Annotated in this window: 4 protein-coding genes; all 4 read right to left on the bottom strand. The window is 64.1% G+C overall.

All coding sequences use genetic code 11. From position 1 onward, the window contains the following. Positions 1 to 41 precede the first annotated feature (41 nt). The 4 genes from GTP58_RS08010 to GTP58_RS07995 are packed head-to-tail and all read right to left on the bottom strand — an operon-like array spanning position 42 to position 15,157. The gene (locus GTP58_RS08010; RefSeq protein ID WP_161076952.1) at positions 42 to 8,834 is read right to left on the bottom strand and encodes a non-ribosomal peptide synthetase; all 8,793 of its coding nucleotides are present in this window, start codon (positions 8,832 to 8,834) and stop codon (positions 42 to 44) included. Further along, positions 8,824 to 12,996, bottom strand: a complete 4,173-nt coding sequence (locus GTP58_RS08005; RefSeq protein ID WP_161076951.1) for a beta-ketoacyl synthase N-terminal-like domain-containing protein — start codon at positions 12,994 to 12,996, stop codon at positions 8,824 to 8,826. The genes GTP58_RS08010 and GTP58_RS08005 overlap by 11 nt, the downstream gene beginning before the upstream one ends. 8 nt (positions 12,997 to 13,004) lie before the next feature. Then, complete coding sequence (locus GTP58_RS08000) at positions 13,005 to 13,469, bottom strand: OsmC family protein (protein ID WP_161076950.1); 465 nt, start codon at positions 13,467 to 13,469, stop codon at positions 13,005 to 13,007. Between the two features lie 50 nt (positions 13,470 to 13,519). Then, positions 13,520 to 15,157 (bottom strand): class I adenylate-forming enzyme family protein, encoded by a 1,638-nt coding sequence (locus tag GTP58_RS07995; RefSeq protein WP_161076949.1) that lies wholly within the window; start codon positions 15,155 to 15,157, stop codon positions 13,520 to 13,522. Positions 15,158 to 15,167 lie beyond the last annotated feature (10 nt).

The raw sequence follows: 15,167 nt of genomic DNA, 5'->3' as shown, positions 1-15,167 counted from the left end.
AAAATGCCTGCTGCTGCAGGGTGTTCTATGAAAGCGTCGCCTCAGGCGTCCGCCGGGTTGCCCAGAAGGGCGCGATCGATCTTGTCTTTGTCGCCGACGGCCAGCGCGATGTTGTCGTGCGTGCCGCCCAGGATGCCGAACAGGCACTGCATCGCTGCATCCGTCGCCAGTTCTTCCATGCCGTGCAGCTGGCGGATGTACTCGCGTTCCTTGTCATCCATACGCATGCCGCCGTCGCGCCATAATGGCCAGCCGACCGCGTAGCTCAGGCCACTGCGGCGCCCTTCCCGCATCTGCTGGTTGCGCGCCTGACTGAAACTGTTGAGGAAGGCGTTGGCATAGGCGTAGTCGGTCTGGCCGACAGGTCCCATGTAGGCAGCCAGCGACGAGAAGCAGACGAAGTAGTCCAGCGGCTCATTGCGGGTGGCGTGATCCAGTACCAGTGCGCCGCTCACTTTGGCTTCCAGTGCTGCACGCTTGCCCGCTGCGTCTTTACGCAACAGCAAACCATCGGCGCGGGAGCCAGCTGCATGGAACACCGCGCGGATTGGTCCCCACTCGGCCCGAACCTGCGCCACGGCTTGCGCTACCTGGGTGGCGTCGGCCACATCGGCTTGCAAATAGCGGCAGTTCGCATGATCTGGCAGTCCGCCTGCGCGCATTTGCTGGCGTGCCTCGTTTTCCGCTGTACGGCCCAGCAGCGCGACACGGCAGCCGCGTGCCAGCAGGAAGCTGGCGACCAGCCGGCCGATACCACCTGCACCGCCGCTGACCAGCACCACGCTACCTTCCGGCAGCGCGGCCCGGCCAGCGGCGGGGACTGCCATCGGCTGCAGGCTGGCGGCGGACAACTGACTGTTGCGGGCGTCGTATCGGTAGTTGACCGGGCGATTGGCGCCTGCGGCACGTGCCTGAATCTGAGCCACCATGGCTGCCATCGCCGCCATATCGGCCATATCGTTTGTGGTTCCATGCAGCTCGACGGCGCAGAAGCGGATTTTTGGCGATTCGCTGCTTACTGCGCGGCCGAAGGAACCCAGCGCCTGCACCGCCGCCGAATGCGGACCGGATTGCGGACCGGTGATGGCGATGACCGTCAATGGCTGGCGCAGGCGGCTGCGCATCGCGGCGCGGGCCAGCGCGAATGCTTCATCGAACGCCTGATAAAGTGGTTCTCCATTTGCCGATTGCCCGATGCTGCCGGCACCATCGCCGTTGCTGCTCCAGTTGCGGTAGTCGAGCAGAATGACTGCGGGCGGAGTGCCGGCGGTGGTCAGCAGCGCGCTCCATGCGCTTTCGTCGCTTGACTGGATGCCGTTTTGACGCTGCGCCGACGACCAGCCGGCAGGCAGCGCAGCCGGATGCAGCGGGCTATCGGACAGCAGCAGGACCTGTGATGCCGCCGCCGTGCCAGCAGGAACAACCTGCCAGTGCGGCACGTAGTGGTGAGCGGGCTGGATCGGCTGCACAGCAGCGATATTGATAGCCTTGCCCGCGCAAGCTTCGATGCGTCCAATCGCCCTGCCCTCCGTGTCCAGCAGCTGCGCCTCATATTTAGGCAGCCGGCTGCTGGTGGCGGAAATCTGAAAGTGCACCACGGATTGTTGCGGGCAGTCTGCCGCCAGATACAGCCGGCGGATGTGGAACGGCACGCTAGGTGGACTGCCAGGACGCAGCAGTTGCTGGTGCAGCGCCATCGCTTGCAGCGCGCCGTCCAGCGTCAGCATCCAGCGCGCGTCGGCATCCGCGCCCGCCACGCAGCCTAGTTGGGCCACGGCACTGCTGTCGTTCCAGGCCAGATGACGCACAGTGCGATACAGCGGACCGAGACGCATGCCTCCCTGCTCAAACAAGCGGTAGCAGGCATCCTGTGGCAGTTGCTGCATACCCTCTCCGCTGTGTAGCGGTGCGGCTTCTGCGGGGCGCGACGCTGGCGCCAGCAGTTCGGCATTACAGTGTTCGATGCGCTGGCCCGGCTGCTCGCTGACCAGAATGCAGCGGATGCGGCTCTGGGCGGTGGTATTCCATTCCAGTTTCAGCGTGCCGCCGCCAGTCGAGGTGTAGGGCTGCATCCAGACGATGTCACCGAAGCCTATCCAGTCGGTGGTATTTGCGGTGGCCAGTGCAGTTTGACGCAGTATCGCCAGATAAGCCGCCGCAGGCAGCACCCCCTGGGCACCGATGTCGTGCTGGCGCAATACTGCAGCATCAGCCGCCAGCGCGATCACGCCGTCGGCCGTCATGGACGGTACGATCGCTGCTTGCGCTACCGGAGCGGCACTGCCGCTCATGGCTGGCAGCCAGTAGCGGGTACGAGCGAATCGATAACCCGGCAAGGCGATGCGGCGCGCATCCTGCGGTGCCGTGCCGGCCCAGGGCCAGGCAGCTGCGCCATGCTGGTTCCAGAGCTGACCCGCTTCGTCGAGCAGCGCCTTTATTTCGATGTCGTCATTGGCGATAAATGCACGTGGTGGCGCGGTGCGCGCGCTGCCTGCTTTGGCTGGCCGCATCGGTGCGGTTTTGGCCATGCCGCTCCATACATTGGCGGGCAATGGCGCGCCGTTCACAAAGGTGCGCAGCAATGCAGACAGCTGGTCGAGCGACGAGACAGCCAGCAGCAGGCGCTCCTGCATGCTGTCGCGTGCCGTCTGCAAGGTGTAGGCGACATCGCACAGACGCAGCGAGCCTGGAGTCACGCGATCGATATACGCCGCCAGATCCAGCGCCATGTCGCGCAGCTGGGCCTCGGTTTGCGCGGACAAGGGCACTGGCCACAGCGTGTTGTCCTCGGCGATGGCCGGTGCGGCTGGCTGGTATTCCTCGATGATGACGTGGGCATTGACGCCGCCGAAACCAAAGGAGCTGATGCCGGCCGCGCGGCGTACTGGCGTGCCGCTGGCGTCCATCGCCCGTTTCCAGTCTGCCGTCTGGCGTACGATGTAGAACGGGCTGCCTTCCAGCTCGATATTGGGATTGAGCTGTTCCAGGTGCAACGTCGCAGGCAGCACGCCATGCTTGACGCACATGACGGCTTTGAGCATGCCCGCTATCCCGGCCGCCGCTTCCAGGTGGCCGACATTGGGCTTGACCGAAGACAGCGCCACACTACCCGCCGACACCGGCGCCAGGCCGGCCTGCTGACGCAGCGTTGCAAAGGTCTCTTTGAGCGCCTCCACCTCGATAGGATCGCCCAGTGCTGTGCCGGTACCGTGGGCTTCCATGTAACCGAGCTGGCCGCAGTCCATGCCCGCCGCGCGGATCGCGTTGCTGATGACCTGTACCTGCGCCGCCGGATTTGGCGCGCTCAATGCGCTGGCGCGGCCGCCATGGTTGACGGCCGTACCGCGCAGCACCGCGTGTATTGGGTCGCCGTCGCGGATGGCGTCCTCCAGTGGCTTGAGCAGGACCAGACCGATACCCTCGCCACGGGCATAACCATCCGCACGGGCGTCGAAAGTTTTGCAGCGGCCGTCAGCTGCCAGCATGCCGATTTTGTTCAGGCAGACATGCGGCACAGGGTCGATCATGATGTTGACGCCACCTGCAATCGCCAGCGAGCAGTCGCCGTTCTGCAGCGCGCGCACCGCGTTGTGTACGGCGACCAGTGAACTGGAGCACGCGGTGTCAACCACCTCGCTCGGACCGTGCCAGTCAAACAGGTAGCTGATGCGGTTGGACAGGATAGTACGCGACACGCCGGAGAGCGTGAAGCGGTCGATCTCGCGGCCCGGCTGCAAGGACAGCGTAGCGTATTCGTCGCCGGTGGCGCCGATAAACAGGCCGGTCTGGCTGCCGCGCAGTGCGCCCGGGCGTTGGCCGCCATTTTCCAGGCAAGCCCATACCGCTTCCAGCAGCATGCGCTGGCGCGGGTCCATCAATTCCGCTTCACGCGGGGCGATGGAGAAGAAGCTGGCGTCGAACGAGGCCACATCGTCCATGAAGGCGGCGCGGTGGACATTGGTGTAGTTTCCTGGCCCGTGAGGATCGCCGTCTACCGCGCGCCAATCCCAGCGGTCTGCCGGGATCACGGTGCTGCAATCACGCGCTTCCTGCAGATTGGTCCAGAAAGCTTGCAGGTCTGCGGCCTGCGGCATCACGCCGGCCATGCCGATGATGGCAATGGCGCCGACGGCAGCGCGTTCTGCGGCTTTGGGTTCCTGTGCGACGCTGACCGGGGCTGGCGTGATGACTTCCACGACGGCCGGCATCAAGGCTTGCGTCAGCTGCCCTGCATGCTCGCGCAGCAGATATTCCAGAATCTCGGCTACGCTGGTGTAGCGGAAGAACAGCGCGGGATTCAGCGCGACCTGCAGCTCGTTGGCCAGTTTTGCGGCCAGCAGTGTGTAGTGGAGCGAATTGAAGCCGAGGTAGCCCAGATTGTCGTCCAGCGCGACGCTGCCCAGTTCTGCGCCGAATACTTCGACCACACCGGCGCACAGCCACTGTGCCAGCTTTTCTTCCAGCTGGCGCGGGTCTTGTGGCGCAGCCGCTACTGCGGTTGCAGCCGATACCTCTTCCCCCGCGTTGACGGCACCGGCGGTCAGGCTGTCGAGCGTGTCCTGGCCCAGGCGTTTGCGGTCTACCTTGCCGTTTGGCGTAATCGGCAGCGCTGGAAGTACGATGATCTGCGACGGCACCATGTAAGCAGGCAGGCGCGCTTTCAGCTGCTGCCACATGCCTTCATCACGCAATTCGCCGGCCGCCACTTTGTCGCTGGCGGAGGCAAAACCGACCAGGCGCTGACCGCCCGCATCGTTGCGGACCACCGCTACTGCACGTACCAGGCCGCAGCCTTCCAGCGCGGCTTCCACTTCGCCCAGTTCAACGCGGTAGCCACGCAGCTTGACCTGTTGATCGATACGCCCCAGGAATTCGATATTCCCATCAGCGAAGAAGCGCGCACGGTCGCCGGTGCGATACATCAGCATGCCGGATCTTTCATGCAGCGGATCGGGAATGAAGGCGCGCGCAGTCAGCTGCTGCTCGTTGATGTAGCCATCACTGAGGCATTCGCCGCCGATGTACAAGTCACCTGCCTCGCCCACCGGCAGCGGCGCCAGTTGTTCATCCAGCACGTAATAGCGGGAATTCTGGATCGGACGGCCGTAAGGGATGCTGCGCCAGGCCGGGTCCAGCGCGCCGACGGGATAGAAATTCGACCAGACGGTCGCCTCGGTGGCGCCGCCAAGGCTGATGATCTGGGCTTGCGGCGCGAGTGCGCGCGTTGCATCGGGCATCGCCAGCGGAATCCAGTCACCGCTGAGGAAGACGATGCGCAGGCGTGGCAGGACCGCGCTGCCATTGGCGTTCGTTTTCAGGAACGGCAGCACCATTTGCAGATAGGCCGGCGCCGAATTCCAGAACGTGATCGGCTCATCGCGCAGATATTGGGCGACGGCCAGCGCGTTGGTGCGGTCCACATCGCTGACGATGCGGATGCTGGCGCCGTAAGCCAGCATGCCGAACAGGTCGAAGATCGCCAGGTCAAAACTGAGCGGATTGACAAACAAGACACGGTCAGATGGATTGAAGCCGAATTCGCGCGCAGCCCATTCAATCAGGTTAATCACTGGACGATGGCGTACCACTACGCCTTTTGGCGTGCCTGTGCTGCCGCTGGTGAAGATGATGTAGGCGCGGTCTTCCGCCTGCACCGGTTGGGCTGGAGTAAAGCTGGCCGACAGTTGTTCGATGGTGGCGCTGTCGGCATCGATCAGCAGGACGCGGCGGTGGTTATCGGTGAAGCGGCCGTAATGGGCTCGCGTTGAGACGACAAAGCGGGCCTGCGCCTGATCCAGCACGCGTTCCAGACGCTGCTGCGGATCTTCCACATTCAGCGGAATAAAGGCGGCGCCGCATTTGAGAATCGCCAGCAGGGTTGCGATCAGCTCATGCGAGCGCGATTGCATCACGGCGACAAGATCACCATTGCGTACGCCTTGCTGCTGAAGGTAGTTCGCCAGACGGTTGGCGCGGCGATCCAGTTCTTGATAGGTCAGCACCTGGTCGTCGCCGACCAGTGCGACGGCATATGGCGTGGCCTGGGCCTGGCGTTCGATCAGGGTGTGGACGCAAACCTCGCGGTCATAGTCGCGGTCCGTCGCATTCCATTGCGCCAGTTGTGCGATACGGCCCTGTGCCGCTTTGTCGAGCGGCATGGCGACCGGTGCTAGCAATGCATCAGCGTTTATCGTCAGTTGATCCAGTGCGGCGCAATAAGCGGCGAAGCTGGCGGACAGGCGCGTCAGATCGCAGCTGCGGCGCACTGTCCAGCACAGCACGATACCTTGTGGGGAACGATGGACCAGATTGTCCAGATCCACGCCGGGCGTATCGGATGCGGCATCCAGCACGGTAATGCCAGGCCAATGCGGCTGAGGGGCATCCAGGCAGTTGGTCAGCACGACGCTGCGTTGACGCAGTTCGCCGCCTTCGGCCAGCACGCTGCGCAAGCCCGCAAATGGATCGGCCAATGCATGGAATCGGTCGTGCTGCAATTGTGCTTCCAGCTGCCGCGCGAGTTCCAGTACGTTCTGGTGTAGCGGTTGCGCGGTTTCGGCCCAGGCGAAACGGGTGGCGTCGCCAAAACCGTAAGTCGATTCCGGATAGCGCAGGCCATAATCCACCACGCCAATCGCCATCGGAGCGCGATCAAATGACAGCACCGAGGCCATGGCCGCCAGCAGCAGCGCTTCCACACCGACGCGGTGGCGGTCCGCCAGCTGTTCCAGCGCCGCGCTGTTCTGAATCGTGTGCGACCAGCGTTCGGTCCCGCTGCCATCCGCCGCCGGCAGCACCGGACCAGCCGCCAGTGCGCTGAAGCGCTGGCGCCAGTATTGCGACTGCACCGGCAGATCGGTATGGCTGCCGCGTGCCACCAGCCATGGTTTCCACAGCGGCGATTCCGGACGACCGCCCTGTCCCGAATAACGCCGGAACAATTCGTCGTAGAACAGCCACGAGGAATGGCCGTCGAACGCCATCATGTCCAAAACCGTGGACAGGTAGCCGCTGCCGTCCGCACGCGTCATCATGTGCAGGCGTAACGCGGGCCACTGGCGTTCGGCGCCGCATTCACGCAGGAGTTGTGCGTGTTGTGCGGCCAGATCTGGCGCATCGTTGCCCAGCGGGGTGACGGGAATGCGATAGCTCGCAACGGCATCAGCGCATTCGAAACTGCCCCGTTGTCCGGCAACCGCCGACAGCATCGGGTGGTCCTTCAGCAGTCCGGCCAGGGCAGCCTGCATGGTGTCCACGTCCAGATGTTCGAAGGCGAAGCTGCGCGTGATGTAGCCGGCTGCGCTGCCGGGCTGGCGCATGCGCTCGGCCAGGTAGCCTCGCTGCAGGGTGGTCATCGGTACGCTGCGTTGTGCGGCCGCCGATACTGCTAGCGACGGCAATTGCGGTGCGGCGATCAGTGTGGCGCTGGCGGATTCCCAGCATGCCGGATCGCTACCAGCACGGAGCAGCAAGGCATCAAAGCCGTTGCGGAACTGTTCCAGGAAGCCGTCTGCAAACCAGGACGGCACGCAGTCGAAGGTGACTTCGAGTTCGCCGTCGATGTCGCGTAACTGGCAATGCAAGGCGGTATCCGGGGTCTGCGCCACGCCATAACCGAAGCACTGGCTCCAGCTGGGTTCTTGCGATGGCTGCGCCGCGCCCAGCAAACTGGTAAAGACGATGGGGAAGCTGCGTGCGGGACGGCCTGGCCCCAGGCTGCGCAAGGCGGCCATGGCGCTGACATAGCCGTGATTCATCGCGGCCAGCAGCTGCTGGCTGTATGACTGGGCGCGTTCGGCTACGCTTTGGCCAGGGGCGACATCTGCATCAAATAGTGCGGTGGACGTAAATGGGCCGACGACACGCGCCAGATCGGCATGGATAGGCGGCCGGTTCTGCATCGTCAGTATCAGGCCAAAGCGCGCCTGTTCGCTCCAGCCGCGCAGGGCTTCGCAAAACAACGTCAGCACGCCAGCGGTGGAGGACAGCTTGCGGTCCGCCAGTGCGGATTGCAATGCTGCGTACGCGGACGCGGGCAAACGCCACGACAGGCGTTGACGGTTATTTTCCTGCGCCGGACCTTGCCGCATGGTGGCGGTGTAAGGCAATGCCGGGCCGTCAGGGCAATCGCGCAGGCGCTCCTGCCAGTAATTCAGGCAGCGTACGTAGCCTGCGCTGGTTTTGAATGCTTCCATGCTGTGCACGAAGTCGCGGAATTCGAGTGCGGGCGCTTCCGGCCGGAATCCGGGCTGGTCGTAGGCAGCGCGCCACTCGCGGTAGATCAGGTCTGCACTTTTGGCGTCCACAATCCAGGAGTCCATGCTGACATGCACGCGGCTATTGGCTTGCGGGCCGCGCGTGATGCGGATTTCGTACAGCGGCCAGTCGCCGGCACGATACAGCTTGTGCGACAGCTGCTGACGCACGCGTTGCGCGCCCTGCTCCGCCGCAGCTTCGCTGGTATGGTCTTCGCAGACAAATGCCGGCAAGGCGCGGCTGCGGTGTATCCGCTGGCTCCCGTTGGTCATCACTTCGGCGCGGATCATCGGATGGACAGCCGCCACGGCATGCCAGGCCTGTTCCAGGCGCGCCGGGTCAAGGCCGGCAACGTCAAATTCCAGATAGACGTGACAACCTGCCCGGTCCAGGCGTACCGGATTGGATTTGGCTGCCAGATAAGCGCCTTGCAGGTCGGTCAGCGGGAATGGCTGATCTGCCGCACGGTCGTCGCGCAACAGCGTTGGGTGACGCTGTTCTGCCGCTTGCGCCTGCATCTGCGCCAGTACGCGCTTCTTGTCGGCCAGCGTCAGGTTCTTGAAATCGTCAATTTGCATGAGAGTAGGACCGATCCGGGTTGGTCGAGAGTTGGTTGAACAGAGCGATAAGCTGCTCTTCGGAGACGTCGTCCAGCGGCGCTTCGTCTTCCACGGCGGTGATGGCGCCGGCCTGCTGTACCAGTCGCGCGAGGCTCGCTGCGCTGTCTGCACCGACGATGTCCTGCACCTCCAGGTCAACGCCAAGCTGGGCTTCGATCTGGAAACGCAGGTTGATGGCTTTGACGGATTCCATGCCGTAGTCGGACAGCGAAGCGTCGGGATCGATGGCGTCCGCCGCCATCCCCAATTCCGCACCGAGAATGGCGCGAACTGCGGCCAACGGCAGTGCGATATCAGGCATAGGCTGTATCGCCTGAACGGCTGCCGGCTGGACGATTGCGGCGACGGGCATCGCCACAGCCAGGCGTGGCGCCACTGCCGCAGCAAGCCAGCAGCGCTCTGTCTGGAACGGATAAATAGGTAGCGCGATGCGGCGGCGTTGCTGCGGCGTGAACCAGGATGCCCAGTTCGGCCAATAGCCTTGCACGATCAGCGCCGCAAGCGCATCCAGGTCGCTGCGCCGGGCGCCCGCCGACAGCTGATGCCATAGCGCGTCTCCCTGCTCGCGCAGCGTGGTGGATGCGGGCGGTTGGCGCTTTAGCGTCCAGCGGCCGTTCGCATTGGCGTCTTCCAGCAAAGCCTTCAACTCGGACAGGTCGTAGAACGCCAGCAGCACGCCGTGGTCGAAACGGCTACGGCCGCAGCTCAGGGTGTAGGCGACTGCGCTTGCCGAAGCCTCGCAGCCGTCGTTTCGCAGCCACTGCTGCAAATCGCGCAGCTTGTCGCTGAGGGCCGCCTCCGTGCGCGCGGTGACCGGCACCAGATGGCAGCGCGATGTTTCGGTGAGCGCAGCCATGGCCGGCGCCTGTTCCAGCACGCAGTGGCCGTTGGTGCCGCCGATGCCGAACGAATTAATCACCGCGCGGCGTACGCCATCCGTGCCGGCTGCCCACGGCCGCACCTCGGTGTTGACGTAGAACGGCGTGCGATCGAAGTCGATTTTTGGATTGGGCGTCTGGTAGTTGATCGACGGGACCAGCGTCGCGTGATGCAGGCACAGTGCGGTCTTGACCAACCCCGCCATGCCGGCAGCGGTGGTCAGATGGCCGATGTTGGGTTTGACCGAACCGATGGCGCAGAAACCAGTCTGCGTAGTATCCGTCTGGAAGCTGCGCGTCAACGCCTGCAGCTCAACCACGTCGCCCAGCGCCGTGCCGGTGCCGTGTGCTTCGACATAGCCGATGCTGGCGGCGTCGATGCCCAGCTTGCGGTACAAGCCTGTTTGCAGGCTGGTTTGTGCGAGGCCGTTAGGTGCGGTGATGCCGTTGGAACGGCCGTCCTGGTTCAAGGCCGTGCCACGGATGACGGCGTAGACATGGTCGCCGTCGCGCAGCGCCGCCTGCAGTGGTTTGAGGACGGTGAAGGCAACGCCTTCGCCATGCACGAAGCCATCGGCTGCCGCATCAAACGCGCGGCAATGGCCGGTCGGCGAGAAGATACCCAGTTTGCTGCTGGCGACGTAGAACTCCGGGTCCAGCGTCAGGCAAACGCCGCCGGCCAGCACAATGTCCGACTCGCCGCTGCGCAGGCTTTGGCAGGCCAGGTGCAAGGCTGTCATCGACGAGGAACAGGCGGTATCGACCACCAGGCTGGGACCATTCAGGTTGAGGAAGTAGGAAATGCGCGCGGCGATCAGCGACATATCGCTACCCAGCAGCGTCGCTGCGCTCGATAGCTGTCCCTGACGGGTGCCGAGGCCTGCGTAGTCTGGCTCACGCGCGCCGACGAAGACGCCCACCTGCTGCTGGTGCAGGCTGTCGGGCGCATAGCCGGCATCTTCCAGCGCACGCCAGGACTCCATCAGGCACAGACGCTGCTGAGGGTCCATCAGCGCCGCCTCTTTTGGCGCCAGGTTGAAAAACAGTGGCTCGAACTGGTCGATGTCAGACAGGAAGCCGCCCCACTTGCTGTTGGAACGTCCCGGAACGGACATATCGGCGTCGTAATACGCTTCACCGTCCCAGCGCTCGGCGGGCACGGGACCGACGCTTTCAATACCCTGCTTCAGATTGTTCCAGAAACTGCGGTAGTCGTGCGCGCCAGGCACGCGCAGACTGATGCCGATAATCGCAATGCCATCCTGCGCGTTGACGGTGGTGCTGGCAGCGCTCTCGGAAGCGGCAGGCGCAGGAGCGCCCGTTTGATCCAGATGGCGGGCCAGCAAGGCAATGCTGGGATAGTCGAAACAGCGCGCTACCTGCACGTCGAGTCCCGTCATCAGCGAAGCGCTGGTAGCAAAACTCATCAGCATGGCCGAATCCAGGCCCAGACTATCGAACTCGCGTTGCGGGTCGATGTCTTCAGGGGCGACGCCGAGCAGTTCAGCGGCCACCGTGATCAGCACAGGCTCAGTGGCCTGCGGCACACTGGCCGCAGATTTCGGCATGACCGGCACGTCGCCTTGCGCCTGCTGCATGGCGACGCGGTCGATCTTGCCATTCGGGCGGCGTGGCAACGCGGACAATTGGGTGTAACTGCCCGGGACCATATGTGCCGGCAGGCGCGATGCGACAAAGGCGCGCAGCGGCTGGACGTCAGCGTCCATGCCGGGGCGTGCGACCCAGAACGCCAGCAGGCGTACGTGCAGTTCCGACAGCTGCTGCGCCACCACCGCCACTTCCGCAATGGCAGGATGTTCGCTGAGCACCAGTTCCACGTGTTCCAGTTCCACGCGCAGGCCGTTGATCTTGACCTGGTGATCGTAACGGCCTGTCATGCGCAACGTGCCATCGGTCGCCATGCGCGCCATCTCGCCCGTACGGAACAGGCGTTCTGCGGCGGGCAAGCCGGCGACGGTTCCCGGCAAAAAGCGTTCTGCGGTGAGCGCTGGCTGGCCCAGGTAATCCATGGCCAGGCAAGGGCCGGACAGATAGACTTCGCCTTCGGCGCCGCGCGCGACGGGCTGCATATGCGCGTCCAGCAGCCGCACCGTGGTATTGGCGATGGGGCGATAGCCGCCCTGCACGGTCACGACGGCCGCACCGGGATAGTCTACCGCATCGTGCAAATAGGTGTTGGTCTCGGTGCAGCCGAAATCGTGCAGGATTTCCGTCTGCGGGAACGCCAGCAGAAAGCGCTGCTGTACCGCGGCGCTCAACGGACCGCCATTAATCACGCGCCGCAGGCGTTGCGGATGCGGGGCGCCGTTCTGGCGCAGGTCCAGCAGCAGCTGGATCAGTTGCGGGTTCAATGTCAGGTGGCTGACCTCACGAGCACCGAACCAGCCAAACAACGCGCCCGGTTCTCGGACCGTGCTTTCCGGCGCGATGGCGGTCGGCACGCCGGCCAGCAATCCGCCCAACAGTTCCCACATCGACGGCATCACGTTGATCGGCGAACGCTGGCCGATCACATCGCCGGAGCGGAACGGGTATTCCTGCCACATCCAGTACAGCCGGTTAATCAGTTGCAGCTGGCTGTGGCGCACGCCTTTGGGCTGGCCAGTAGAGCCGGAGGTGAACATGATCAGCGCTGGCGCTCTGGCCGGCATGACGGGCAGTGCCTCGATTGCGATGGCGCCGCTGCTGTAATCCAGCGTATCCAGCGCCAGTTGGGGAAGCTGGCCGGCAGCGAAGCCGCCCGCGCTGGTGGTCAGCATGGCGACCGGCCGCGCGATGTCGCACAGCGCCTGCAGATAAGCTTGCGGGAAGGTGCGGTCCAGCGGCAGATACACCGCACCCAGCGCCCATATCCCCATGATGGCAGCCTGCAGATCGGCGCAGCGCTCCAGATACACGCCCACGACCTGGCCTGGCTGCACGCCCATCTGCCGCAAATGCGCGGCCAGCACCAATGCGCGCTGGCGCAATTCGCCATACCGCAGCTGGCGTGGCGTGCCAGCGACTGGTTCATCAAACGCGGCGATGCGGTCGCTCCACGCCGTGCTGCGATCGAAGAACAGGCGCTCCAGGCGCTGTTCAAACGGGAACGCATGGCGTGGACCAGCCACTTCGCTCGCAGTGGTCGTGCCGCTGAATGCGGCTGGTGCTGCAGGCGCTGCCTCGGGGGCGGTGCGCCGCGGCGATGCCGCCTGCGCCAACCAGTTCAGTAGCTTGACCATGGCTTACCTCAAGCCTGTGCCAGCATGACGTCGACACGGCCCTGGGCGCTGACCGTGACGTTGTCGGCCAAGGCTTTGGACACCATGCAGCCACGCTCCGCCTGCAGGAAGCAGCCCTGCACGGCGCCGCCAAACAGTGCGCGGCCGGCGGCGGTCAGATACACCACCGGCTGGTGCTCGATTGCGGTCAGCACAGGGCCAGTCGGGGTGCTGGCGAAGATGCCACGGCTGCTGTTGCGCAGTTCTTCGTACGCCACGCCTTCCAGTTGCAGGATCGCGGCCAGCGTCATGAGATAACAGGAGTTGGCGGCGGCGACCAGCAGTTCTTCTGGATTGGTGCCACGGCCCTTGCCACCCAGTTCCGCCGGAACGCTGATTTGCTGTTCGACGGCGCCCGCGTGCAGACGGCCTTCGCCTTCCATCAGGGTACCGTTCCATTTACCTTCGCATACAAACGCGTGTTCTGCTGCCATGTTGATGTCCGTTTCTCTGTAGTTGATTGAATGGTTGATTGAATGGTTGATTACGCGGCCTGCGCCAGTTGCTGCCGCAACGCGTTCTTCATGACCTTGCCCGTGACGCCGACCGGAATATCGCCCTCGCCCGCCATGACCACGCGCGCCAGTGCCGGACGCTGTTTCGCCAGCTGGTCGGCATTGATGCGCTCCAGTAGCTGGTCCGCGTCGACTTGCGCACAGGCTTGGGGATAGACCCACGCCACCGCATCCTGCATGCCATCGGCCGCAGCGACGCCCAGCACGGTGCAATCCAGCACATCGCGCTGATTTTTGAGAATCAGCTCCTCGGTCTGCAGGCTATACAGCACGCCCTGTGCGGTGCGGATGGCATCAGTGATACGGTCAACGTGATAGAAGCAGCCCATGTTGTCCTGGTAGACCAGGTCCCCGGTCAGCCAGTAGCCGGCCAGCTGGCTGCGGTGGGTCAGCAGCGAGTCGTTCCAGTAGCCACTGGTGACGCTGGGTGATTTGATCCCCAGCTTGCCGACCTGGCCGACTGGCATCTCGCTGCCATCATCGGCCAGCACGCGGGCTTCCACCCATTCCTGCGGCAGGCCTACGCAGCGGTCGAAGTTCTGGTCGCCAGCGGTGTAGACCACGCGGAAGCTGGAGTGTCCCATCTCGGACGAGCCCAGACCGTCGATGAACTGCGAACCTGGCAATTTTTGCTGGCCGCGATAGTGATAGCCGTGCTTCACCAGCTGGCGGATATGCGCTTCGTGCGCGGCGTCGCCACTGTTGATCCAGTTGTTGACGGAGTCCAGCTTGCGGCCTTCCAGTCCACTGGCCACCATGCCGACATACGTCGATGGGAAGGACACCACCGTGGATGGCGCAAATTCTTCAATACATCCCAGTACGGCATCGCCTTCGGGTCGCGACACGATCATGAGCGCGGCGCCGCAGAGGATGGCGTGCATGCTGTACGCGATTGCTGCGTTGTGCGACACGGGAAGGCTGGAGAGATAACGCTCCGCGCCCTGCGCCGGCGGCAGGCCAAGCAGGTGGCGGATGCCGTGGAACCATTTGCCATGCTGGAGCAGCACCGGCTTGGGGATGCCGGTGGTGCCGGAGCTGTGCGTAATCATGACCGGATCGAGATGATCGTGGCGATACGGATAGCCAGCCGGCAGCGCTGCTTCCCCCTGCGCGCGGATCTGCGCCATGTCCACCATGAAGCGGAAGTCGTCCGCCTGCATCAGTGCTTGCAGCGCCTCGAACTGCGCGTGGTCCGCCACCACGGCCACCGCGCCCACGCGCTTGAAGTGCTGCAGCGCGATGGCGGTCTGCATATTGCCATTGGTGAGCACGGGGATCGCGCCCAGCGCGGTCAGCGCCATGTAGTGCAGCAGATAGTGAATGCCATTGCTGCCGTAGACGGCAACCGGATCTTTGGCCGTAATACCCTGCGCGGCGTACCAGGCGGCCAGCGTGTCGGTCGCCTGCTTCAGTGCGCGCAGCGACAACGGCGCGTGGCACGCTTCGCCCATCAGGTAGTAAGGCTGGTCCGACCAGAGCAGCGGCTGCTCATTGTCAGGATTCAGCCCCGCAGCCACATGCAGGAAATTACCGGCGCCCAGGCCGGGGTTCAACTTGAGCCAGTAGCGTTGCTGGGCGTTGAGCAAAGGAGCTTGCTGAGTCACGTCCATCTCC

It is taken from the genome of Duganella sp. CY15W (assembly GCF_009857555.1).
Classification (GTDB): Bacteria; Pseudomonadota; Gammaproteobacteria; order Burkholderiales; family Burkholderiaceae_D; genus Rugamonas; species Rugamonas sacchari.
Note: the sequence above shows the minus strand (reverse complement) of the source record. Positions and strands in the feature narration are given on the sequence as shown.

Excerpts from the sequence above, each read along its gene's own strand:
- GTP58_RS08000 (WP_161076950.1), bottom strand. The coding sequence starts at position 13,469 with ATGGCAGCAGAACACGCGTTTGTATGCGAAGGTAAATGGAACGGTACC.
- GTP58_RS08005 (WP_161076951.1), bottom strand. The coding sequence starts at position 12,996 with ATGGTCAAGCTACTGAACTGGTTGGCGCAGGCGGCATCGCCGCGGCGC.
- GTP58_RS08010 (WP_161076952.1), bottom strand. The coding sequence starts at position 8,834 with ATGCAAATTGACGATTTCAAGAACCTGACGCTGGCCGACAAGAAGCGC.